The organism is Mangrovimonas xylaniphaga, assembly GCF_001280435.1.
GTDB lineage: Bacteria > Bacteroidota > Bacteroidia > Flavobacteriales > Flavobacteriaceae > Mangrovimonas_A > Mangrovimonas_A xylaniphaga.
In genome coordinates, this window is sequence record NZ_LBIP01000013.1 from 1,453,424 (window position 1) to 1,478,526 (window position 25,103).

Below are 25,103 nucleotides of genomic sequence, written 5' to 3' on the forward strand. Positions count from 1 at the left end.
TTAAAGTCTATTTACTCCTATTAATTTTAATTAAGGTTTGTTACGTAAAATGCTTAATTACAATATATTTTTACTAAGGTTTCACTGAACCCAAGTTTGGCATTTTATTTTGAATAGTATTTTATCAATATTTTGTTTTTTAAATACCAAGATTTCCCGTAATGGTTTGTTCCGAAAAAGAAGTCAGGGTGACCATGATAATTAGGGTTACTATCCAATAATTCTTTTTGTATATCCTTCGGAAGCCAGTTGAAATTGAATTCCTCTTTATTGAAATTTGGAGTATCATAGTCTGCATTTCTGTCAAACTCATAGAATGTTTCCATTGTTATAGTGTCAAAGTGCAAAATTGCTTCTAAAAGATTGTCAGATGGACCAGGGACTGAAATCCTATTATTTTGTCCTGAATTGTCAATGTAAGTGTACTTAAATTTCACTTTTGTTGGCCTATAGGTTGAAAAGTCAAGTAGTGCTCCAAGAGTGTCAATATCCGTAGAAATGGTTTCAGTGATGTTTTTAGATTGCTTTACTTCTTCATTTTTTGAAACCCTTTCAGATATTTTAACAGTTGGCTGATTGCAGGATTGCAAAAAACAAATTGTGATTAAAAATGCAAATAGGTGCTTTAAGTTCTTCATTTTGTTAATGGTACATTATACCTCGCTAAGAATACTCCTTTTGTTTATTGAAGCACATATTTACTTCATTTTAGAAGCCATCAACAAGGCATTATAAAGATTAACAATATGCCCTGATTTTGATAATTTTTGAAATGCTTGAATGTATGTGGCATCCTTTCCAACCTGTACTTCTAAAGGTAAAGCTACACCAGATTCCATGATGATCTGTTTTACCTGTGAGGCGCTTAAATGCGGATAATGCGAACGTATTAAAGCTGCCACACCGGCCACGGCAGGAGCGGCCATAGAAGTACCATTTTCACTTTTATAGGCATTGTTAGGGATGGTAGAATAAATCTCGCTACCCGGAGCAAACACATCTACATTTTGTTGGCCATAGTTGGAATAATCGGCTACTACCTTGGTACCATAGGTGGGATTAAGGGCACCCACAACCAAAAAGTTATTTGATATTTCCTTGCCATTTACAACATCGCTCGGAAAGGAAGCAGTCACATCCAAATCATAAGCTTCATTTCCTGCACTGATTACCAAAAGGACATCATGTTGTGCTGCATAAATGATGGCATCTGTTACCCATTCACTATGGGTAGAAAAGTACTTTCCGAAGCTTCCATTGATAATTTTGGCACCATTATCAACCGCATAACGAATGGCTAAAGCAACGTCCTTATCATATTCGTCGCCATTGGGAGTGCTGCGGATAGCCATTAGTTGTACATTGTTGGCAACCCCGTCTACTCCAATCTGGTTGTTGCGTTCTGCAGCAATAATTCCTGCCACATGGGTACCGTGGGTTTCTTCTGAATCGTGTGGTTTTACATTATTGTCACCATAGCCAACATCTGATAAATCATCTGGATTGTCTCCTGTAGTTCTTCCGTGGAAATCTTTATTCAAATGGTAGTCTAAATGGTCATTGATAAGTACTAAATCATTTTTGATAGCCTCTTTGAAGTCTGATAAGGAATCATATCCCACAGTATAGTATTTAACAATTTCAATGGCAGTTAATAACGATTGGTTGTTGGTGCTAATACTGTCAATATCAGCTTTGGAATAAGTGCTTTTCTTTAGATGGGTGGACAAGTAATAATCTGCCGTTAACAACTGTGCCGTAATTTTATCGTAAGTATCCTTTAGATTGCTGTATTTTTTGAATTCCTCTTCGTATTTAGCTTCTGCTTCGGCATACTGCGGATGGGTGGTGTCTCCCTTTGCCAACACACGGGTGTATTCGAATTGCTCGTTGTAAGTATCTCCCAAAAAGTTCCAACCGTGGATATCATCTACATAGCCATTGTTATCGTCATCTATCCCATTGTTGGGAATTTCATTGGGATTGGTCCAAATAACATCGTTTAAATCTTCATGGTCAATATCCATCCCCGAATCTATTACCGCTACCACGGTAGTTTTGCCTTGTTGGTTCTCAAGAAGCTCCTTATAGGCCCTGTCTACACTCATCCCAGGAATGGTGTCGGTCAAGAGGTCCAAATGGCCCCAATGGTGTTCTTCCTTTTCGGTTATGGGTGATTTCTTGTAGTAGGACTGCGTGACTTTTTCCATGGAAATACCACTTACTCGGGCACTTCCACATCCTACCAAAAAGGGGGTAATAAGGGCTGTTGCAAAAACAAGTTTCAAGGCTTTCATAGGCTAAAAGATATCGTTACAATGTAGGACATCCTTCATGCGAACGCCTTTTTCGGTGTGTTGTACGGTGATGATTTCATTATGGGCATCATGTTCCAAAAACAAGTAGAAATTATTGTCGGCTGCCATGTTCAGGAATAGTTCTTTTTCATCAAGGGTCAACAAAGGTCTGGTGTCGTAGCCCATCACAAAAGGCAATGGCAGGTGACCAGCGGTAGGTAACAAGTCGGCCATAAAACAAATGGTATTTCCTTTGTAATGGATCATCGGAATCATTTGTTTGTCTGTATGTCCATCGGCAAAAAAGATGTCGAAACCTAAGGGAGAATCTTTTAAAATGTGCCCTTTTGGAAGCTCGGTAAATTTTAGCTGTCCGCTTTCTTCCATTGGGAGAATGTTCTCTTTTAAGAAAGAGGCCTGTTCCCTCCTATTAGGTTTGGTTGCCCATTGCCAATGATCTGCATTGCTCCAAAACGCAGCGTTTTTAAAAGCGGGCTCATACCCTGTTCTATCGGCATTCCATTGAATGCTCCCGCCACAGTGGTCAAAGTGCAAATGGGTCATAAACACATCGGTAATATCATCTCTGTGGAAGCCATATTTAGCTAAGGATTTGTCTATAGTATCATCTCCCCACATATAGTAGTAACCAAAAAACTTGTCGCTTTGTTTATCGCCCATTCCAGTGTCTATCAAGATAAGCCTATCGCCATCTTCAATCAATAAACAGCGTGCTGCAATGTCTATCATGTTATTGGAATCGGCAGGATTGGTACGTTGCCAAATTGATTTAGGGACTACGCCAAACATGGCTCCCCCGTCAAGCTTAAAGTTTCCTGATTCTATAGGGTAGAGTTTCATATCAAAATATTTTTATGCAAATTATGAAAAGCCGAAGGATTATTGGGTATCGTTTAGAGAATATTAAGAATGCCCAAAGGAATTAATCAATGGTTTTTTGAAGGCGTTTGCCAAAGTCTAATAATGCCTTTAACTCCTTGATACTGGCCAAGCGTTCCTTGCTGAAAATAAGCAAACTTTTACCATTGGACTCAATGTGATAATAGGGATTGCTTTCAAAAAAGAGTACCAATTCATCATTGAAGAAGGATGTAATGCCTTCTACATCTTCACCCAATAAATAAAAGCGTTTGGAAAAGTCGTCGTGGTCTTGGATGGGGATGTCCTTAAAACCTGCAAGGGCATATACCTTTTCCAAAAAGCCTTCGCGGTCTAAGGTAAAAATAGGCACTTCATTTTCAAGATCAATGTGTAACATGGTGGTACGCACCACTTCCTTGGCAATAAATTCTCCTTCGGAAAACTCAATATCAAAGAGATTGATGGAATGAATATCGTTAAAAAGACGGTTGTAAATATGGTTGATTTGTTTGGTCTTGAAGAACAAAAAGTCCTTTAGAAACAAGGTGTCCTTACACTTGGTGGGGTTATAACCCAATGAAAAATCCTCGGCAATGGTTTGTAGTTGCGATTGACGTTTGGTTAAGTGGCGTCCAAACAATCTTGTGCCGGAAAGTTTTCTTCTGATGGCCAAAGGATGTTCAGAATCGGCCTTGTAGGTGTCCAAGCCAACAATTTCAAAATGACCGTCATTTTTGGTGAACATATCTTGGTAACCGTTGAGGTTTTCCATGACCGTATGGTCTACAAAATTACATAGCGAAAAGTCTACAATAACATCACATTGCGGTGGAATGGCGTCCAGTTTTTCCTTCAGCTTATAGTAGTTTAAAAAACTGCAGAAATGTTTCACACTTACATAATAATTGCCATTGTCCTCTTTGTACATCAGAACGTTGGGTTTCATCAAGTTTCTTACAAAAAGCATAAAACTTTTGTTGATGATGATGTGAATGATCAACGTGGTAATCACCCCGGAAATAATCCCTGTAATCAAGCCAATCTTAAGGGTTACAAACAAGGTTACAAAGAAGATGATCAGCTGTTCTTTTCCTATAAAAACAATATTTCTGATCACGGTTGGAGAGGCCAACTTATACCCTGTAAATACCAAAATAGCCATAAGGGCCGGTAATGGCACACGGGTAAGCTGTGTACTGAACAAAACGATAAAGATCACCAGAAAGAAGGCATGAAAGAAGTTGGATGAGGTATTGCTGCCGCCATTGTTGACGTTTACCGAGCTTCGGGCAATAACCGTCACCACATTAAGGCCACCCAAAAAACCACTGCCTATACTGGCAACCCCTAGTGCTTTCAAATCTTTATTAACGTTGGAACGTCTGTTTTCAGGATCCAATTTATCCACAGCTTTAATGCTCAATAAAGATTCAATGCTCGCAATTAATGTTAGGGCCAAAACACTGGACCAAAAAGGAACACTTCCCAATTGACTGAAATCTACAGTTGGTATTTGGGTAATGATTTCGTTAAAATGTGGAATGCCCGAAACCATATAGCTTTTACTGATTGGGTTGTCTTCATGCAGCACCAATTCAAAATAATAACTAAAGCCAATAGAGAGCAAAACAATCCACATTGGGGCGGGAATCAATTGCAGGTATTTGTTGCGCAGTTTAGGGTAAATAACCATGATCACTAAACTTACCACACCAATAATTGCGGCAAAAATTAAACCTTTCCTTTCGTAATGAAGAGCGTCATTGATGGTTACCGGAATTTCTATTAGGTAATCCATGGCATCGGTCCGCTGTATTTTGTGTGCCAGCATGATATGGAACTGCTTACCCAAAATGATAAGTCCAATGGCAGCCAACATCCCTTGTATGGCAGAGGAGGGAAAAAAGTCTGACAGTTTTCCCAATTTTAAAAAACCAAGGGCAATCATTACCAATCCGGAGCAGATAATGGCAGCATAGGCACCATTGAGTCCCAAAGCTGTAATGGCCACAAGGGTAACGCCCACCATACCATTGCCAGGTCCAGTGATGGTAACATGGCTACCCCCTAGGATAGATACCACAAGGCCACTAACTATGGCAGTAATTACTCCTGCAATTGGCGGTGCTTCACTGGCCATGGCCAATCCCAATCCCAAAGGAAGTGAAATAAGGCTGACCACAAATCCCGAAAAAATGTTGCGAGGGAGTTGGTTAAAAAAGGTTTTTATGTTGTTTTTTCTAGGGCTCACTGGACAATCAAAACATCGGTTGGCAATTCGGTTAAAATGTATTCAATGTCATGCGGAAACAGGCGGTCCCAAAACGACATTTTTAAAGGGGCATTCATAACCAATAAATCGGCACGCACCACTTCAGCATAATGCCCAATGGAATAGCCTCGTTTTCCAAAGATAGGCTGTGTTTTTACTAACACAGAGTCTTTATATTCTTGGGGAATTTCAGCAATTATTTTTTTCACCCTAGAGTCTTCTCTAAGGACCAAACGTTCCTTAACAATATTGGCTTTTCTAAGAGATCTATGGTCTTCAACACTTACCGCTACCTGTTGTTTGGTAATTTCTTCCACGACCGTAATCTTGTTGGAACCTAATTTGTTGGCCACAAAAAAGGCCGCCGAAATGGCTTCTTGGGTTCTGGGATCTTTCAACCCGTTTACGACAATATGTTGACACGGTACGCGCTGTACCGAAGGCTTGGTGAGCAACAAAATGGAACACTTGGCCTTGCGGGTAATTTTTCGGGCAATGGAACCCACATAGTATTTTAGAAGGTTTTCACGTTTTAATGCACCAATAATCAAAAGATCAATATTATAGGTTTTTGTAGCCGACAATATCACTTCCACAGGATCTCCAGTTTTAAACACGATTTGATAGGAGAGTTGTTCAGTAATAAAAGGCTGTAGGACCTCTTCAATTTCTTTTTCTTTTTTTTCAGAAGCTTCCCCAACATGTATCAACAGCAACTTACAGTCAAAAAATAGAGCTAGTCGAGACGCTTCATAAATGTTGGAAACGAGGTTAGGAGAGAAGGCAACGCCAATGCCAATGGTATGAAAAGGCTTTAAAGTCAAGGTTTGGTTTTGTGTTGGATGGGCAAGATACTATTTTTTTAAAAATTGAATATTTTCTATTTCGCGATGAAAATTGACGCTTTTATTGTTATTTTAACAAAAATTTGAATGTATGATTGAACTTTCGGGCATTGTAATTTTAGGAATTTTGGCACAATGGGTGGCATGGCGTTTTAAAATTCCTGCAATTTTACCCTTAATTTTAATTGGGCTGTTCGTTGGGCCCTTTTCTACTTTGATTTCTGCCGATGGTTCCAAGTGGATTCAACCCGTATGGAATGGCGAAAAAGGTCTCTTTCCCGGCGACAGTTTGTACAGTTTTGTATCCCTAGCCATTGGGGTCGTTCTATTTGAGGGAGGTCTGACCCTTAAGCGCAATGAAATTTCCAAGGTAGGTCCTGTAATTATGAAACTTATCAGTTTGGGAGCTGCCGTGACCTTTATAGGTGGGGGTATTGCTACGCATTTTATATTTAATCTTAGCTGGAAGATGTCCTTCTTGTTTTCGGCCTTGATTATTGTAACAGGACCAACGGTAATAGCACCCATTTTAAGGAATATTCCACTTAAAAAGGATGTCTCGGCGGTGTTGAAGTGGGAAGGTATTTTAATAGATCCTATTGGTGCTTTGGTTGCGGTATTGGTATTTGAGTTCATTAGTATTGGTGATGATGCAGGGTATACTTCTCAAGCATTTATTGAATTTGGAAAGATTGTCATCATTGGGTTTTCCTTTGGAACCACTGCAGCTTTGGCCTTGTATTTTGCTATTAATAAGAAGTTAATTCCTCATTATTTATTGAATGTAGCAGCCTTGTCTGTTGTGTTATTGGTATTTGTAGAATCCGATATATTTGCCCATGAATCTGGGCTTTTGGCGGTAGTGGTCATGGGTATGGTATTGGGGAACAGTAAGCTTCAAAATTTAAAGGAATTGCTGTACTTTAAGGAATCGCTGAGTGTACTGCTTATTTCCATTCTTTTCATCTTGCTTTCTGCCAATGTGAATATTGAAGATTTGCTGACTGTTTACAATTGGAAAACAGCCATTCTTATGGCAGTAATCATATTTGTGTTGCGTCCGTTGGGGGTGTTTTTAAGTACCACAAAATCAGGACTTAAAACTAACGAAAAGCTCTTTATAAGTTGGGTGGGCCCAAGGGGGATTGTGGCCGCGGGGATTGCCTCGCTGTTTGGTACCAAATTGGTACTTAAGGGTGAGCCCGGAGCTGAATACATTACACCTTTGGTGTTTACTACTGTATTGGTAACGGTATTGTTGAACGCTACCACGGCGCGTTCCTTTGCCAAATGGGTAGGGGTGTACCTAAAAACCAGTGATGGTATTTTAATTGTGGGTGCCTCCGAAGCCTCTAGAATCATTGCCCGTTACCTAATCGATAATGGACGCCATGTGGTGTTAATTGATAGCAACAAGGAAAACATCGACAAGGCCCGCGCCAAGGACTTGGATGCCATGGAAGCCAACGTATATTCCGAAGATCTGTCCAACGATGTCGAATTGAGTGATATTGGCTATCTGTTGGCCTTTACGGGAAGTGATGAGGTGAACCGTCATTCCATCAATAAATTTAAAACCTATTTAGGGGAATCTGGGGCATACCGTTTGATTTCTTCAGAAGAAATCAAACATCCAGAAACTATTGATAAGGACATGATTTTCTCCACTAAGGACGATTTTATCAATTTCAGTGAAGTAGCACGTGATTATCCGGTTATCAACGAGATAGATTTAAGGTCTAAAAAGGATTATTTGGAAAAGATCGATTTCCTAAATTCCGAACAAAAGATGATTCCTCTCTTCGTAAAGGATCTTACCGGCGAACTGCACATCATCTGCTCTTTGGATAAGGATTTCAAGGTTGAAAAAGGGTATCAACTGGTGTATTTGGGTAGGCCAGAAGGGGTGTAGTTGGGTTATGTGTGAATGGGTAAATGCGATTTTTTTAAGAACCTTATCCATCTTTATTAGTGTGACAATGAAATAGTTCCACAAAAGTCTTATTTCTAGATGGAACACTTGTGGAATTTTTAGGTAATAAATAATTAAAAAAGCATGAGTAACTTCATAGGTATTGGATTAGGTAATTCAAACGATGTCTTTGATAAATTAAAAAGGGATCAAAATGCTATTGAAATAGCGATTAATAATCAAGAAAAAGTAGAAGATACAATAATAAACTTTTTTACCTATGGATATCATATCAAGGATTGGTTAAAAAAAGAAGGATATGAGGGAGTTGAAGAATATATAAATAACAATTTCGAATTAAGAATTTGCGCAGACCTCTGTAATGGAGCAAAACATAAAATTTTATCAAAACCACCAAGAGAAAAGAAAGATCAAGTGGATTCTGTTAATCAGTCCGAAATCACTTGGGACAGTGCAGTATATTCTTTTGATTCATCATTAAATTTTAATTCCAAAACCTACAGTATTGAACTAGAATCTGGAAGGAAAGTTGAAATACTTTATTTTGCAAAAACAGTTGTTATGCTTTGGGATGAGTTTATTTTTCGTCAATCAAATGAACAATATTAAATATTTAATAAAATATAAAAAGCCCTGTAAACATTACAGGGCTTTTTGATATCTAGAAGGTACAAGCTTAATCGTTAAGCTTTAAAACGGCCATAAAGGCTTGCTGAGGGATTTCTACGTTCCCTACTTGGCGCATACGTTTTTTACCTTTTTTCTGTTTTTCCAATAACTTACGCTTACGGGAAATATCCCCACCATAACATTTGGCGGTAACGTCCTTTCTAAGGGCCTTAATGGTTTCACGCGCAATGATCTTGGCGCCAATCGCGGCTTGGATAGGAATATCGAACTGCTGTCTAGGTATTAATTCCTTAAGCTTCTCACACATTTTTTTACCAATGTTGTAGGCATTATCGGCGTGAATAAGGGCCGATAGGGCATCTACAGGCTGTGCGTTTAACAGGATGTCTACACGCACCAGTTTGGAGGCGCGCATTCCAATAGGAGAATAGTCAAAAGAGGCATACCCTTTGGACACGGTTTTAAGGCGATCGTAAAAATCGAATACAATTTCTGCCAATGGCATGTCGAAACTCAGCTCTACACGCTCTGGCGTTAAATAGGTTTGATTAGTAATCTGTCCACGCTTTTCAATACAAAGCGACATCACGTTTCCGATAAAGTCGGCCTTGGTAATGATGGTAGCTTTAATATAAGGCTCTTCTACACGGTTAAGGGTAGAAGGGTCCGGTAAATCAGACGGGTTGTTAACAATGATAACCTCATCCGGGTTTTTGTTGGTAAAGGCGTGGTAGGACACGTTGGGTACCGTTGTAATTACGGTCATATCGAACTCACGTTCCAAACGCTCCTGGATGATTTCCAAGTGCAACATTCCTAAGAAACCACATCTAAAACCAAAACCTAGGGCGGCAGAACTCTCTGGTTGGAATACCAATGAGGCATCGTTGAGCTGCAGCTTTTCCATAGAGGTTCTTAACTCCTCATAATCCTCAGTATCTACAGGGTAAATACCCGCAAATACCATAGGTTTTACGTCCTCAAAACCACCAATCGCATTTTTGGTAGGCTCCTTGGCATCGGTAATGGTGTCACCCACTTTCACTTCCTTGGCTTCCTTGATACCGGTAATTAAATACCCTACATCACCAGCTTTAATTTCCTTTTGAGGATGTTGCTTCAATTTTAAGGTTCCTACTTCATCAGCAAAATAGGTGTTGCCGGTAGCAATAAACTTAATTTGCTGTCCTTTTTTAATCGAACCGTTGATGACCCTAAAATAGGTTTCAACGCCTCTAAATGGGTTGTATACAGAGTCGAAAATCAAGGCCTGTAAAGGCTCGTCTGGATTTCCTTTTGGAGCAGGGACACGCTCGATAATGGCGGTTAAAATATCTTGGATTCCCAAACCGGTTTTGGCACTGGCAGGAATCACTTCCGAAGGATCGCAACCCAAAAGGTCTACAATATCATCGGTTACTTCTTCTGGATTGGCACTAGGCAAATCTACTTTGTTCAACACAGGGATGATTTCCAAATCATTTTCCAAAGCCAAATAAAGGTTGGAAATGGTTTGTGCCTGAATGCTTTGTGCGGCATCTACAATCAATAGTGCACCTTCACAGGCGGCAATGGAACGGGATACCTCGTAAGAGAAATCTACGTGACCAGGGGTGTCAATAAGGTTAAGGATATAGGTCTCGCCTTCATGGACATATTCCATTTGAATGGCATGCGATTTAATGGTTATACCACGCTCGCGCTCCAAGTCCATATTGTCCAATAGCTGATCTTGTTTTTCACGCTCTGTTACCGAGCCGGTAAAATCCAACAAACGATCGGCTAAGGTACTCTTACCGTGGTCTATATGTGCAATAATGCAGAAATTTCTAATGTGCTTCATAATTGGTACTTACATGCATAAGATTTTGCAAATATAGTTGATTTATTATGCTTTGTGATGAATTATTTATAACAAAAGAAACTATAAAAATAACGTAAATCCATAATTGATATAAAAAAACAAATGTTATATTGCAATACTCTAAAGCTAATTTAACTTGAAATTAACACCTATAATCAACCTACTATTTCTGGTTACATCATTGAGTTTTGGACAAGGAGTCTTCGTAAAAGGAAAGGTTGTGGATGAACACAGCAATCCTGTTTCCTATGCCAATGTTATGATTGAGGCCAGCGACACTGAAACCTTTGTAAAAGGGAGTTCCACTGATGATAGAGGGGAGTTTGAAGTTATCAAAATAGATCTGGGCACGTATCTATTGACCATTTCATTTATGGGGTATAAAGACATCCGCAAGGAAATTACCTTGAGCGGTAATTTGGATTTGGGGGTGATGGTGATGCAAGAAGTTTTGCAAAGCTTAGAGGAAATCAACATTACGTATAAAAAGCCTACCATTAAAAAGGAAGCCGATAGATTGGTGTTTGATGTGGAAAGCACTGCGCTAACCGAAGGCAATATGTTACAGGCCATCCAAAGTACTCCAGGGGTTTTGGTGGTAGATAACAGTATTATGGTGAAAAGTGTGGCCCCTACGGTGTACATCAACAACCGTAAGGTAAACTTATCTTCTTCAGAATTGACCCAACTATTGGAAGGATCTTCTGCATCATCCATAAAATCTATTGAAGTGATTACCAATCCGCCAGCAAAATATGATGCTGAAAGCGGTGTGGTCATCAACATTGTGATGGGTAAAAATTTGGTAACAGGTTACAAAGGCAATGTATTTGGCAATTTTACACAAGGGGTTTTTCCTAGGTACAATGGCGGTATGGGGCATTATTTCAAAACTGAAAAATTGAATGTATCTGCAAACTACAGCTATACCCAAAACAAGATCAACAGGGATTCTGATGAGGAAATCAATTACTTTGATAGTAACCGAATTGTGGATCAAATTTGGTTGTCCTCTGTAAATAGAAATACTTGGTCTAAAACCCATAATTTGGATGTGTATTTGGATTATATGTTGAGCAAGCAAAACACCTTGAGCCTTTCAGCAAATACACTTTGGATGCCCGATTTTAAATACAACATCAACAATACCAGTGAAGTGTTTGATGCCAACGAATCCTTGATGTATTATTTTGATGCCAACAACTTGTCTTTTGATGAAAAACACAATTTGGGATTTAACATGGATTATGTCCATAATTTTAATGAGGAAGGCGAGCAACTTTCGGCAAATGCCCACTATACAACCTACGGCTATTCACGAGACCAAAGTGTGAGTAGCAACTATTTTGATAGCAACGATCAGTTTTTGCAAACAACCAGTTACAATACTTTTAGCAATCAAGACACGGATATTTTTACGTCCCAATTGGATTATGCCAGAGCAGCTTCAGAAACTTCTATTTTTGAAACTGGTTTGAAATATTCTAACATTTCCACCAATAGCGATATCACCCAATACGATGTTTTCGAGGGACAGGAAACTTTGAATCCGGACAACTCAGATGCTTTTGAATATAAAGAATCTATCTACGCAGGGTATGTGGACTTTTCAAATGATTGGGAGTTATGGAGTTTGAATTTTGGTTTGAGGGTTGAGAAAACCCAATTAAAAGGGATTTCAATCACGAACAATGAAGTGAATAAGCAGGATTACTTGAGTTGGTTTCCAACCGCGAGTATCAGTTTTACAGCGTCGGATGATTTAAGTCTGTACACCAATTACAAACGCAGCATTAATAGGCCAGATTACCAGAGCTTGAATCCTTTCAAACTCTATTTGAACGACAATACAGTTGTGGTTGGAAATCCTAGGTTACAGCCTGTGTTTATTGACCATGCGGTTATTGGAGCTTCCTTTAAAAACACCTATACAGTAGAGGCCTATTACAAAGTGAACAAGAACAATATTTATGAATTGCCAGCACAGGACAATGCGAATAACATTCTCACTTACGCGCCTGTTAATTTTGATAGAACCCTTGAGTTTGGTTTCGATTTTGTAGTGAATTTTTATGTGTCGCCACGTTGGTATCTTTATGCGGTGACGTCGTTTTATAACATTAAGGATGAGGCCAATTTTTGGGGTAATGACATATCACAGGATCAGTGGTCCAATTACAGTGAGTTGAGCAATAATTGGCAATTTTTAAAGGATAAAAGCTTAAATGCCAACCTTAATTTAATTTGGGTGGGTAAGAATATGCAAGGGTTCAGAATTGTGGAAGATCGATTGGTGTCTAGTTTGTCTATTTCTAAAACGCTTTGCAAGAAGAAATTAGTAGTCTCCTTGATTGCTGAAGACTTGTTCAACATGCAAGACATGGAAGATGCTACAAGGTTCTTGAATCAATACAATTCTCGCTTTAACGATGTGGACAGCCGTACCGTTAAAGTTGGACTCCGCTATAACTTCGGAAATACGACCCTTAAATCAGAGACGGAATCTAGTAAAGATCTTCAGGAATTGGATCGTTTGGAAACACAGGAAAATTAATTTTTCTCACAACAAGCATTCTTCTCTACAGTACTATTTTATTGGAATAGAAGTGGATTAGCCAAAAAGATGTAATTTTGCACCAAAATGGGCTATTATGGTAAAAATTGGCAATATAGAACTTCCTGATTTTCCGTTGCTTTTGGCACCTATGGAAGATGTAAGTGATCCACCGTTTCGTGCACTGTGCAAGGAGCAGGGGGCAGATGTGGTATTTACGGAATTTATTTCAAGTGAAGGACTTATTCGCGATGCGGCTAAAAGTACCATGAAACTGGATATTTACGAGAAGGAGCGTCCTGTAGGCATCCAGATTTTTGGTGCCAATTTAGACAGTATGCTCCAAACCATTGATATTGTTGAAAAGTCCAATCCGGATATGATCGACATCAATTTTGGTTGTCCCGTAAAGAAGGTAGTGAGTAAAGGTGCTGGTGCAGGAATCCTTAAGGATGTATGCTTAATGGAAACCTTGACAGCCGAAATGGTGAAGCGTACCAATTTGCCCATTACTGTAAAGACCCGTTTGGGTTGGGACCACGATTCTATTAGGATTGTAGAAGTAGCCGAACGTCTTCAGGACGCAGGCTGTAAGGCCATTTCTATCCATGGCCGAACCAGAGCGCAAATGTACAAGGGGAATGCCGATTGGCGTCCGATTGCTGAGGTGAAAAACAATCCAAGAATGCACATTCCAGTCTTTGGAAATGGCGATGTAGATACGCCTGAGCGCGCTATGGAAATGCGTGATAGCTATGGTTTGGATGGCTGTATGATTGGTCGTGCAACCATTGGGAATCCATGGTTTTTTAAACAGGTAAAGCACTTTTTCAACACAGGGGAACATTTAGCGCCGATTTCTTTGGAAGAGCGTGTGGAAGCTGCTAGACGTCATCTTCAAATGGCCATTGATTGGAAAGGTGAAAAGTTAGGTGTTTTCGAAACCAGACGTCACTATACCAACTACTTCAAAGGAATTCCAAACTTCAAGGAATACCGAACCAAGATGGTAACCAGTGATGATGCCAAAGATGTTTTTGAGGCGTTTGATGAGGTGTTGGACCAGTTTTCTAATTACCAGTTTGTCTAACTAAAGCTTTCGATATTCTTCCAGAAGCAATTTTGGAAGCGACCACTCCTAGAAGTCCTACCGTTACAAATACCACAACAAAGTTGATTGGTTGTATAACTACGGGGTAGGGTAATGATGGGGTAATCATGACCAAATTGAATTGCTGTTGCAGGACCACAAGTATAAATCCAATCACGATTCCGGTAACACCTGCCAAAATCGTCATTAAACTTCCCTGAAGGAAGAAAATACGCTTTATGGCATTGGTAGGTGTACCCAAATTAAAAAGTGTGTGTAAGGACTCCTTTTTGTCCAGAATCATCATAATAAGTGATCCTATAACGTTGAACAGGGCAATGGCAATTACTAAAGTAAAGACAAGGTATACAAATAAGTTTTCGGAGTTGAGCATTTTGTTGAGTGAGTCGTTAAGCTCTGCTCTATTTTTCATGATAAAACGGTCTCCAAACGTGTCGTTCAGAGCTTGTCTTATCTGTACTTCGTTGGCATTTGGATGTAGTTTTAGTTCAATGCTGCTAATTTGGTTATCGTTGTAGTTCAGTAGAAATTTAGCGGTTTCCAAGTTGGAATAGACATAGGTATTGTCTAAATCTTCATTGATTTGAAAAACTCCGGTATTCACAGCATTTATAGAATTGAAAGCCCCTTTTACAGAAGTAATTTGACCGGTTCCTGGTTTAGGCACATAAATTTTAAGTTGCTTGGCATAATCTAAAACGCCCAAGGATAGACTGCTGGAAATACCCCATCCACAAACCACTTGGTCCGTTCCTTTTTCAAACCAAAATCCATAAGCAACCATAGAATCAATATGGGTCACTTGGGTATAATGTTCGTCAACACCTTTTAGGGTGGCTAATTTTCGTTTGTTATCGAATTCCAGAATGACATGTTCCTCTATGATTTCGGAAAAGAGTGCCACACCTTCAATGTTGGAAAGTTTCAAAGAATCCTTTTCGGTAAATTGAAAGGATTTCCCCTTTGATGGCAGCATTTTAAGGTCTGGATCTACGTAAGAAGTAAACTGAAGACTAAAATCTTTTAAACCCGCAAATCCCGATAGGACAATAAACAGGGCGGCTGAGGCAATCACAATACCTGAAGCCGCAATAAGGGTCATAATATTGATGGCATTATTGCTGCTTTTGGAAAACAGGTAGCGTTTGGCAATGTAAAGGGATACATTCATGGCCGTAATTTAAGGCGAAAAAAGAAAATAACCGAAAAGACAGTACTAAAGAAAAAACCACTCCGAGTGGAGTGGTGATGATTATGATTTTTTACGTTTATCCAGAAGGTCTGGATTTTGTATAGGGTTTTCTTCGCCTTTTAGCGACTTTTCAATGCGGTCTATATATTCCAAAGAATCGTCGATAAAGAATTCCAAATTGGGCATGCGGCGTAATTGATTTTTGGTGCGTTGTGCTAATTCGTGACGAATTAATGGCGTGTTGGAACGAATACCTTCCAAAAGTTCCTGACCCTTGTCGTTAGGGAAAATGCTCAAATATACCTTGGCAACGGATAAATCTGTTGTGACTTTAACTTTGCTTACCGAAATAATAATGCCTCTAAGGCCGCCTTTTGTGGCAGCGCCCTGTAATACGTCTACAAGATCTTCCTGTAAAACACCTCCAATTTTTTTCTGTCTTTGACTCTCTTCCAACGTGTTTAGGTTTTATAAATTAGGAAATACACTGCAAAAATAGAGCATATTTGAGGAATATCTTATTTTTAGTCCCATTAAATTTGACCCTCAGATAGAAAACAAACTTAAAATGAATAAAATAGAACACATTGGTATTGCCGTTAAGGATTTGGAAGTGTCCAATCCTTTGTTTGAAGCCTTATTGGGCGTGCCAAAGTATAAAGAGGAAACCGTGGAAAGTGAAGGTGTGAAGACCTCCTTTTTCCAATCGGGTCCCAACAAGATAGAACTATTGGAAGCTAGTAATCCAGATAGCCCCATTGCCAAGTTTATAGAGAAGAAGGGGGAGGGGATTCATCATATCGCTTTTGCGGTGGATGATATTGAACAGGAAATTGCGCGACTAACCAAAGAAGGCTTTACAGTTTTGAACCCAATACCTAAAAAAGGGGCAGACAATAAGTTAGTGGCGTTTTTGCATCCTAAATCCACAAACGGTGTATTGGTGGAGCTTTGTCAAGACATCAAGTAATTAAAAAAAGGTTTGCAGTATAATAAAATTAGTAGTAATATTGCACTCCAATTTCAGGTCCTATAACTCAGTTGGTTAGAGTATCTGACTCATAATCAGAAAGTCCCTGGTTCGAGCCCAGGTGGGACCACAGAAAAAGCCCGAAAACCCTTGTAAATAAAGGAGTTTTCGGGTTTTTTTGTTTTTAAAGGTTACAACATTGGGGGCAACCATCCCTTGATTTATAATGAATTTATTTGCACCTAAATGCTTGTTGATGCCTTAATAAGCAATCGGTTTTGGATATTTGCATCCTAGTTCCATTAAAGGTAACGAAATTCAACAGTTGGAGGCCAGTGTTTTGAAAATTAATGTCTCTTCAATTGTACATTTAAGAGTGTGCAGTACCTAAGGTAAATAAACTATTTTTTATAGGTTTTTAACGAAAAATGAGAAAAACCGTAAATGAAATTTATTTAATGTCCGTACTTTTCAGCAACAACCAACCAAAAAGATATGGAACTCATTGACAAAGCCAAGGACAACCTTAAACGGGAAGTTCTTGATATTGAAAAACGTACAGATCTTACCAACGACCAAAAAGTAACACGTATCTGTACTGTATTTGCCACTTCCTGTGCCGCCGTTGCCGTGCAACCCATTCCGTTTGCTGATATTTTTGTACTGACTCCGATCCAAGCTTTTATGGGAAAGAAAATAGCGGATATCAGAGGTTTTAACATTACAGAAGCGGGCGCCAAAGAAATCTTTAAAGAAATAGCCGGGTTGGTAGGTTTGGGTTTTTTATCCCAACAATTAGTGATAGGCGCCTATAAAACAGTATTGCCCTTTATTTCTGGTGTGACCACGATCCCATTAGTATTTGGACTTACCTATGGTATGGGCAAAGTGATGGATTACTATTTTGAAAAAAAGATAAAAGGACAGAAGATTGATCCAGAAATGATCAAGATTATTTTTAAACAAGCTAAGGCAGAAGGAAAAGAGAAATCGAAAGAAAACAAGGCGGAAATCAATAAGCAAAAGCACCAGCTGTAATGCCCAACATTAACTATCTAAAAAAGGAATTTGACAGCATTTTAATTGTTGGTACGCTAGCTAAAATTGCCTACGGGAATTTTGATACGCTAAATGAGGAAGAAACTTATGTTCTACAGGCTTTAAAACGAGCCCATCCAAATTTAGAAAACCAAAGTATCGAAGATATTGGCGACTACCTACAAGGTTTAGACGAGAGCCAACTTTTAGGCTTAAGCAATCTTGTAAAAGGTATCTTACATGAAATTCAATTTATTGAAATTGAAAATAGCGATGGTGATAGTATTACAGCTACTATGTTTGTCGATACCAATCATGAAAACACGGATATTCTCCTAACCGATAATGCGACGGGGGAAATGACCGAAATTCAATTAAAGGCAACCGATAGTTCTTCCTATGTACAGGATTGGATTGCCAACCATCAGGACGGGGAAATCTTGATTACCGAAGAACTGGCCGAAAAAATGGACTTAAAGACGAGCCATTTATCCAACTCAGAATTAACAACGGATGTACACGACTTTTTAGACAAACTAATTGAGCTGGATGAACAGGATGAACTTTGGGACTACATTCCCACATTACCCTTTATCTCTATAGCCATTTCTTCCTTTTATCTCTTTAAATTATATAGGGAGCATAAAATTTCCATACAAACCTTACAATTCAAGTTTATTAAACTAACAGGACAAAAAGTGGCCAAATTCACCATTATTGCGGGATTAATGATGATTCCTGTGGTTAATGTTATTGTTGGTGCAGGCCTATTATTTAAACTATTGTATGGTACTGGAACCATAGCGAATAGATATGTATCAAAATTGTAAAAGAATAAAATGAAAAGTGTTTTAAAATTTTAATGAAATAAATATCAAAATAACAAAATATGAGTAATCCAAATTCAAAACAATGGAGTTCTGCAACTCCTGGCTACATCATCTTTTTAGTAGACCAATCAGGTTCAATGCAAGAATCTTATACAGAGGGAAAAACTAGGGCTGAATTTACATCCTTAGTTATTAATAGGACAATCAATGAACTGGTCAATACAAATATGGACGGAGAAAAAGTTAAAGACCGTGTGTTTGTTTCAATGATTGGTTATGGAGGAAGCAGTGCTTTGGCAGTAGATGATATCCGTTCAGATTATTTAAGCTCTTTTGCAGACAATCCATTAAGAATGGAAAACTTAAAGAGAAAGGTGTCTGATGGTGCAGGTGGACTTATAGAAATCGATGAGCAAATGCCAATTTTTATAGAACCCACAGCTAATGGACTAACCCCAATGGCAGATGCGCTTACTTTTGCTAAAGAGCTCATAGAAGGTTGGCTGCAAAAGAAACCTGAGAATCCAGCGCCAATTATTATTAATATTTCTGACGGATTACCTTATACAGGATCTTCTGTAGATGACGCAATGAACAAAGCAATCTCTGTATCAAAGGACATTATGTCTATTAACTCTGCTGACGGAAACCCTTTAATTTTTAATTCGCATATCGGTGATGGCGGTAAGAAATGTGGATTTGAAGAATCTGAAAGTGAATTATCAGACGATCAAGCTAAATTCTTATTTAAAATATCAAGCAAGGTTCCAGATTCCTACAAGCAAGCAGCTGTGAAGCAAGACTTTAAAGTTAAAAGCGAGTCAAGAGGATTTGTTTCCAATGCAGAACCTGAAGAATTTATCAAGTTCATTAATTTCGGTTCATCAGGAGGTTCAGACAAAATTGCCTAAATAATAATTAGATGAAAATTTCAATTAAAGGATTTATTTCACCTAAAGAGGCAGAGTTGTTCTATGACTGCGCGGATCGATATGCTATAAATGAAAAGGTGCACAAATTTGCTATTTCAGATGGCGTTTCAAAATCATTTTTCCCAAAAGTTTGGGCAGATGTTCTTGTTTCTAATTGGGTTAATAATCAATGGGAATCTGATTCCGATTTTATAAGCTCTTGCCAGGAGGACTGGTTAAATAAAGTAACGAAAATCGCAGAAAGATCAGATACAAAGTGGTTTACAAAAAATGCCTTCAATAGAAAGGAACCCGGGTTAGCAACATTTGTAAGCTTACGTTTTTTCAAAAAGAAAAAGGAATGGTTCTGGAAAGCCCATGCTTTAGGAGATAGTTATTTGTTTTTTGTTCCTTCTAATTTGAAAAATTTTGAGTCAGATGTACTAAAGTTATCTTCTAAATCAGAACCAATTGAGTTTGACAATTTCCCAGATTACTTATCTAGCAGAAGCACTACAAATCATAAAGGAGAGCATAAACCTTTATCTGAGACTCTTTCAGAAGGTATATTTTTTTTAATGACCGATGCTTTGGCAGAGTGGTTTATTAATGAAAAAGAAAATGCTATTCATAAAATTGAAGTTTGGCAAAACCAAACAGAATTTGAACGATTTATTTCGAAAGAGAGATTGAGCAAAAAACTTGGAAATGATGATTCTGCGATTCTGGCAATAAAGATTGAAGACGACAAAAAAGATGACCTGACCTATGATTCCGTAAAGATTTCGGACATTAACGCGTTAATAGAAATACAACAAAAAGAAATAGAGGAAGCTGCTAAAAAAGCTGAAGAGGACAAATCAAAAGAACAAGAAGAACCTAATTCAGAAGTTTCACCAGAAAAAATTGAAGAGAGTGAATCTATAGAAATAGAAAATTCTGAAGAGAAAATAACTAATAGCGAAAAAAACAAAAAGGGGTTACCGGAAAGATTTTTTGAACATATTTCCAATTTTGTTTCGGGTAAAAAGGAAGAAAAGCAATCGGATATTGAGATTAAAGTCAACAATGACGGTGAAGAGGAGAAATCTTATCAACAAGAAAGGATAATCATTCCACAAAGCGAAGAAAACAAACTCGATATTGAAATTTCAGAAAATCAAGAAACACTTGATTCTGAAACAAATGAAAGAGAAATGGGGAAACCATCAAAAACTGTAGAAAGCAATCTTGAGTCTCGAAATCCCGAAGCAGAGAACCAACTTGGTAAGCCAGAAGAAAAACCGACAGAAAATGAGGAGAAAGAAGCAAAAATGCAATCATTGAAAAAGGACTCAAAAAGTATAACCGATAAGTTTTAACCATGTCAAATTATCCTTCCAGAACAGATATTGTAACCGCAATGCGGAACCCACAGGTAAGTTTTAAATCAAGTGAAATTGTTGGAGGTTCTATCATCCAAAAAGGATCAAGGATAATTCAGTATTCTGGAGGGTATACCACGGTTTTTCCATTTAACAAACCTACTGGAAGTAAAGTCGCTGTGCGATTATGGATTGCAGATATTGGTGATGCCAAAAAGCGCTCTCTTGAGATTTCAAATTACTTAGGAGCCTTAAACAACGCATACTTTGCAGGTTTTAAATACATTGATGATGCTGTACTGGTTAATGGTGCATTGCACCCCATCGTATTGATGGATTGGGTAGAAGGAAAGACTCTTAAAGAATATATAAACTCTAATATTTCAAATTCAAGGGTAATTCTAGATTTGGCAGATAAGTTTAAAAAAATGGTTGAATATTTTCACAAAGAACATATTGCCCATGGAGATTTACAGCATGGAAACTTACTAGTAAAAAATGATGGTTCCATTGTTGCAATTGATTACGATTCAATGTTTATCAAACCATTGAGTGGTATGGTGGATACCATAAAAGGCTTGCCTGGTTACCAACATCCTGCGAGGCAAAGTAACAAATTGGTTAATTCAAATTTAGATTACTTTTCTGAATTAATTATCTACTTATCGCTTCTTGTATACGCAGAGACTCCAAGCTTATGGGATAAGTATTATGAAACCGAAGATTTATTATTTTCAAAAGAAGATTTTGCCAATCCAAATTCTTCCAAATTAATTTCAGATTGTGTAAGGTCTTCAAATCAAACTATAGCTGATTTGTCAAAAGAATTATTAGTTGAATTACAAGCTTCTGATATTTCTCAATTGAGACCTTTAGAAGATTTACTTATTGATAAACGCGAGCTTACTAAGGAAAGTATCTTTGACAAGTGGAACAAACAGCCTAATGCTCCTGTAAAAAAAGAAGTTACCCTACCAGACAAAAAAAACATCACAGACAAATTTTAATGGTAAAAGCCTATTTCGAAAATATTCATTTACAAATAATTCATCAAATTGACATTGCTCAATTTGATATCAAAATTTGTGTCGCTTGGTTTACAGATTTCGAAATCTATGAGAAGCTAATAGAAAAACTTCGACAGGGGTTAAATATAGAAGTGGTAATTGCAAATCACAAATTCAATAAGGAGTCAAGGGTTGATTTTAAAGAGTTTCTGAATCTTAATGGAACAGTAGGTTATTTAGGCAAAATCAATAACGGTGCGAAGGATAGTTTTATGCACAATAAATTTTGCATTCTCGACAGTAATACTATAATCACGGGCTCATATAACTGGACATTTAAGGCTAGATCAAATGATGAAAACATTCTTGTGATTAAAGATGATGCCAACCTAACAAATCAATTTATATCAAAATTTAATGATTTAAAACCTCAATTCGGATTTGCTATTAAAAACAATAAGGTATCTCTATTACCAATTGAAAAAATTATGGAGAAATGGGAAAAGCAGCCTGAAACACAAAAAAAAGCATCAAAAAATCAAACTACTAATATTTTGAATAAATTTTAAGCATGCCAAATAAACAGGATATATTAACCGCTATAAAGAATCTGGATGTTTTCTTAAAGCTACCTGAGTTACAAGGAGCAACGGCCCGTCTTAATAAAAACGGTAGCCCTTTTGTGTATACAGGAGGATTTAACATGGTTTTCCAGTTGACTCATCTAGCAAAAAAATGGGCCTTTCGTGTATGGCATGTGCCAATGGGTGAGCATAAAGATCGATTTTTAAAAATATCCAAATACCTTACTTCAAAGAATTTACAATATTTTGCAGATTTTGTCTATGACGAACACTCTTTACTTGTTAATGGCGAATTAGTGGATACCATTAGGATGGAATGGTTAGATGGTGTACTATTTAAGGAATATATAGAAAAGCAACTTTCCGAGCCTTCCAAATTAATCAATTTGGCAGATAATTTTCTGTATATGTGCCAGGATTTAAGAAAACATCAAATTTCTCATGGCGATTTACAGGAAGGTAATATTTTGGTTCACGGTGACGGGGAGATTAGATTGGTAGACTATGATTCCATTTGCATTCCTGAAATCGAAGGGCAGCAGGAATTTGTTACTGGGCTAAAAGGGTACCAACACCCTTCAAGATTAAATGGAGGGAGAGCCTCCTTAAAAGCCGATTATTTCTCAGAATTAATAATCTACATTTCTCTACTTTCTTTAGCAGAAAAACCGGATTTATGGGGCAAATATCAAGTAAAGGACACCCAATACTTATTATTTACAGAAACAGACTTTGAGGATTTTGAAAAGTCTGGTATTTATCAAGATCTTAAAAATTTATCCATGCAGATTGATAGGCTTTTAGAAATATTAAAAGAATATCTATCCATAACAAATTACACTTATTTAAAACCATTTAATTCATATTTGGAACCTCCTAAAATTGTTGAATTTAAAAGTGATAAAGATATTTTAATACAAGGGGGGGAGATTTGTGTTTTTTGGGAAGTAGAGAACGCATTACAAGTTTCTATAAACAATAACATAGGCGTGGTTGAAAGTAAGGGGGAGTTGAGAATAACCCCGCAAGACAGCAATGAATATCTTTTAACAGCAAAAGGTTTTAATGAGGATTTATCCCAAACCCTCAAAATTAAAGTATTTCCGACACCAATAATTAAAAGCCTTCAGGTCACGACTCCTACATTTGAAAACACAACCGTTCTAGAAATTAATTCACCTGAATTTCCAAGTATCCAATTAGGGATTAACAACTTCTCAAATAGTTTAAATATAAACTTTGACAATTCGATTTATTCTAATGTGGAAGGGATAGAATTTAAAAAACTGGAATCTAGTTTTAGTAGTGTTGAAATGAAAAACAGTGGCTTAAACAGAATTTTTAACGCAATTACCAATAATAGAATTATTTCAAAAATATTTAACAACCAATCAAATGAACAGAATTAACCGATTTTTTTGGTGGTGCGCAGGTGCCAACATAGATGTACTCGAAGAATGTCCAACAGACCATGCAAAATATTTCGGTGTTGGAGGGACAATTGTTTTTACTGCGCTTATGGCAAGTTTTGCTGGGGGATATGCATTTTATACAGCTTTTAAGGCGGTATTGCCATCATTGTTTTTTGGAGCCTTTTGGGGATTATTAATTTTTAATCTGGACAGATATATTGTTTCTACAATTGGTAAAGGAGATGGTACGCAGAAAATTACTCTTGAAGAATGGAAAATGGCAGCTCCAAGATTATTAATGGCTGTGCTTTTAGGATTTGTTATTTCGACTCCATTGGAGTTAAAGATATTTGAAACCGAAATTCAAACGGTTGTGGAAAGATTGAAAATAGAAGAAGGAGAAGCAATAAAAAATGGGGACCCCTCTCTAGGTAACGAATTAGCTGAAAAAAAAGCAGAAAAGGCAAAATTAGAAAATGAAGAAGTGCAATTTACAAATAGTAAAACGCAACTTACTGAAAACGCTGGAGCCTATTACGAACAAAGAAGAAATGAATTAAGAATTGACTCTAAACAGAAGGAATCTGAATTAAATTCAATACAAAGCAAAGTAAATAGGTTGCATAGTAATTATATTAAAGCGATTAATGATTCTCTTTCCTCAAATGAAATAGCAAAGAGAAAGTCTGCAAGAGATGTTCAAATGGGAGTTAGAAACAAATTAAGAGAGGAAAAACAAAATATCGATAACGAAATTATTGAATTAACTGAAAATAGGGGTGAGGCAATTAAATCTGAGAGGGATAAAATTGACAATTTATTGACATCTAAAAGAAGTGAGATAGATGCTTTGAATACAAAAATAGAAGAGTTAGAGAATGCAAAAGCTATTAGGGATAGGGAAATTCAAGGTAAAACAAAAAATTACAATGGCTTTGCAGCACATTTAGAAGCAATGAGTCGCTTGACTTCTGAAAAGAGTACAATTTTTTGGGCGAAATGGTTGATTACACTCTTGTTTATTTTTATAGAAGTAGCCCCGGTGTTATTTAAGCTTATGGCAGAATCAGGGCCATATGATGATATGATGGATAGATTAAAACATGAAGCTTTTGTTATTGAAAAACAAAAGATTTCAGATATTAATGATGGTATTAATACATCAATAAAAATATCTACAGAAAAAAATCAGAATAGACTTGATGCAGAGATTGCTGGTAACAAGGCTCTATTAGAAAAAATTGCCTTGGCCCAAGCTGAAATAGCAGAATTAGCTGTAGAGAAATGGAAAGAGGAGGAAATAGAAAAGCTAAAAAATGGGGTGAACCACATCATCAACAGTAATGGTATTCAAAAAAGAAGAGTAGGTTGAAATTCCCTACTATTATGCTAATATTATGATTTAAA

At 37.5% G+C, this 25,103-nt stretch carries 21 protein-coding genes and 1 tRNA gene; 14 read left to right on the plus strand and 8 right to left on the minus strand.

Going from position 1 to position 25,103, the window contains the following annotated elements; all coding sequences use genetic code 11:
* Positions 1 to 104 precede the first annotated feature (104 nt).
* The 5 genes from ZA06_RS06465 to ZA06_RS06485 all read right to left on the minus strand — a co-directional run bounded on the left by ZA06_RS06465 (position 105) and on the right by ZA06_RS06485 (position 6,275).
* The gene (locus tag ZA06_RS06465; RefSeq protein WP_157503121.1) at positions 105 to 638 is read right to left on the minus strand and encodes a hypothetical protein; all 534 of its coding nucleotides are present in this window, start codon (positions 636 to 638) and stop codon (positions 105 to 107) included.
* Between the two features lie 60 nt (positions 639 to 698).
* Entirely contained in the window at positions 699 to 2,297 is a 1,599-nt protein-coding gene (locus ZA06_RS06470; protein ID WP_053976560.1) for a S8 family peptidase, read from the minus strand.
* A 3-nt stretch (positions 2,298 to 2,300) separates the two neighbouring features.
* Positions 2,301 to 3,158 (minus strand): MBL fold metallo-hydrolase, encoded by an 858-nt coding sequence (locus ZA06_RS06475; RefSeq protein ID WP_053976561.1) that lies wholly within the window; start codon positions 3,156 to 3,158, stop codon positions 2,301 to 2,303.
* Between the two features lie 82 nt (positions 3,159 to 3,240).
* Positions 3,241 to 5,430 carry a SulP family inorganic anion transporter gene (locus ZA06_RS06480; protein WP_053976562.1) on the minus strand — a complete coding sequence of 730 codons (2,190 nt, stop codon included), beginning with the start codon at positions 5,428 to 5,430 and terminating at the stop codon, positions 3,241 to 3,243.
* Positions 5,427 to 6,275, minus strand: coding sequence for a universal stress protein (locus ZA06_RS06485; protein WP_053976563.1), 849 nt, complete (start codon positions 6,273 to 6,275; stop codon positions 5,427 to 5,429). Before ZA06_RS06485 ends, ZA06_RS06480 begins: the two co-directional genes overlap by 4 nt.
* 112 nt (positions 6,276 to 6,387) lie before the next feature.
* Here ZA06_RS06485 and ZA06_RS06490 point away from each other — a divergent pair, with 112 nt between their 5' ends.
* Both ZA06_RS06490 and ZA06_RS06495 read left to right on the plus strand, forming a co-directional pair.
* Positions 6,388 to 8,208, plus strand: coding sequence for a cation:proton antiporter (locus ZA06_RS06490; RefSeq protein WP_053976564.1), 1,821 nt, complete (start codon positions 6,388 to 6,390; stop codon positions 8,206 to 8,208).
* Positions 8,209 to 8,352: 144 nt separating this feature from the next.
* Positions 8,353 to 8,838, plus strand: a complete 486-nt coding sequence (locus tag ZA06_RS06495) for a hypothetical protein (protein WP_053976565.1) — start codon at positions 8,353 to 8,355, stop codon at positions 8,836 to 8,838.
* A 67-nt stretch (positions 8,839 to 8,905) separates the two neighbouring features.
* Here ZA06_RS06495 and lepA read toward each other — a convergent pair whose 3' ends face one another.
* Positions 8,906 to 10,702, minus strand: a complete 1,797-nt coding sequence (gene lepA, locus ZA06_RS06500) for a translation elongation factor 4 (RefSeq protein ID WP_053976566.1) — start codon at positions 10,700 to 10,702, stop codon at positions 8,906 to 8,908.
* 157 nt (positions 10,703 to 10,859) lie between these two features.
* Between lepA and ZA06_RS06505 the strand changes: the two genes are divergently transcribed.
* A complete protein-coding gene (locus ZA06_RS06505) occupies positions 10,860 to 13,277 on the plus strand; it encodes a TonB-dependent receptor domain-containing protein (RefSeq protein WP_053976567.1) in 2,418 nt (805 codons plus the stop codon).
* 97 nt (positions 13,278 to 13,374) lie between these two features.
* The gene (dusB, locus tag ZA06_RS06510; protein WP_053976568.1) at positions 13,375 to 14,367 is read left to right on the plus strand and encodes a tRNA dihydrouridine synthase DusB; all 993 of its coding nucleotides are present in this window, start codon (positions 13,375 to 13,377) and stop codon (positions 14,365 to 14,367) included.
* Here dusB and ZA06_RS06515 read toward each other — a convergent pair.
* Both ZA06_RS06515 and rbfA read right to left on the minus strand, forming a co-directional pair.
* The gene (locus ZA06_RS06515) at positions 14,348 to 15,559 is read right to left on the minus strand and encodes an ABC transporter permease (protein ID WP_053976569.1); all 1,212 of its coding nucleotides are present in this window, start codon (positions 15,557 to 15,559) and stop codon (positions 14,348 to 14,350) included. The genes dusB and ZA06_RS06515 overlap by 20 nt on opposite strands.
* 81 nt (positions 15,560 to 15,640) lie before the next feature.
* Complete coding sequence (gene rbfA / locus ZA06_RS06520) at positions 15,641 to 16,036, minus strand: 30S ribosome-binding factor RbfA (RefSeq protein WP_053976570.1); 396 nt, start codon at positions 16,034 to 16,036, stop codon at positions 15,641 to 15,643.
* Between the two features lie 112 nt (positions 16,037 to 16,148).
* On the opposite strand from rbfA, the gene mce reads away from it, so the two are divergent.
* The 10 genes from mce to ZA06_RS06570 all read left to right on the plus strand — a co-directional run bounded on the left by mce (position 16,149) and on the right by ZA06_RS06570 (position 25,068).
* A complete protein-coding gene (mce, locus tag ZA06_RS06525; RefSeq protein WP_053976571.1) occupies positions 16,149 to 16,550 on the plus strand; it encodes a methylmalonyl-CoA epimerase in 402 nt (133 codons plus the stop codon).
* 56 nt (positions 16,551 to 16,606) lie between these two features.
* Positions 16,607 to 16,680, plus strand: a tRNA-Ile gene (locus ZA06_RS06530).
* A gap of 365 nt (positions 16,681 to 17,045) precedes the next feature.
* On the plus strand, positions 17,046 to 17,588 hold the full coding sequence (locus ZA06_RS06535; RefSeq protein ID WP_053976572.1) for a YcjF family protein: 543 nt from the start codon (positions 17,046 to 17,048) through the stop codon (positions 17,586 to 17,588).
* A complete protein-coding gene (locus ZA06_RS06540; RefSeq protein ID WP_053976573.1) occupies positions 17,588 to 18,418 on the plus strand; it encodes a hypothetical protein in 831 nt (276 codons plus the stop codon). The genes ZA06_RS06535 and ZA06_RS06540 overlap by 1 nt, the downstream gene beginning before the upstream one ends.
* A 59-nt stretch (positions 18,419 to 18,477) precedes the next feature.
* Positions 18,478 to 19,329 carry a vWA domain-containing protein gene (locus ZA06_RS06545; protein WP_053976574.1) on the plus strand — a complete coding sequence of 284 codons (852 nt, stop codon included), beginning with the start codon at positions 18,478 to 18,480 and terminating at the stop codon, positions 19,327 to 19,329.
* 11 nt (positions 19,330 to 19,340) lie between these two features.
* A complete protein-coding gene (locus ZA06_RS06550; protein WP_053976575.1) occupies positions 19,341 to 20,690 on the plus strand; it encodes a hypothetical protein in 1,350 nt (449 codons plus the stop codon).
* Between the two features lie 2 nt (positions 20,691 to 20,692).
* A complete protein-coding gene (locus ZA06_RS06555) occupies positions 20,693 to 21,700 on the plus strand; it encodes a protein kinase domain-containing protein (RefSeq protein ID WP_053976576.1) in 1,008 nt (335 codons plus the stop codon).
* Positions 21,700 to 22,269 (plus strand): phospholipase D-like domain-containing protein, encoded by a 570-nt coding sequence (locus tag ZA06_RS06560; protein WP_053976577.1) that lies wholly within the window; start codon positions 21,700 to 21,702, stop codon positions 22,267 to 22,269. Before ZA06_RS06555 ends, ZA06_RS06560 begins: the two co-directional genes overlap by 1 nt.
* Positions 22,270 to 22,271: 2 nt before the next feature.
* Positions 22,272 to 23,693 carry a protein kinase domain-containing protein gene (locus ZA06_RS06565; RefSeq protein ID WP_053976578.1) on the plus strand — a complete coding sequence of 474 codons (1,422 nt, stop codon included), beginning with the start codon at positions 22,272 to 22,274 and terminating at the stop codon, positions 23,691 to 23,693.
* The gene (locus tag ZA06_RS06570; protein ID WP_053976579.1) at positions 23,680 to 25,068 is read left to right on the plus strand and encodes a DUF4407 domain-containing protein; all 1,389 of its coding nucleotides are present in this window, start codon (positions 23,680 to 23,682) and stop codon (positions 25,066 to 25,068) included. Before ZA06_RS06565 ends, ZA06_RS06570 begins: the two co-directional genes overlap by 14 nt.
* The last annotated feature ends 35 nt before the right edge of the window (positions 25,069 to 25,103 follow it).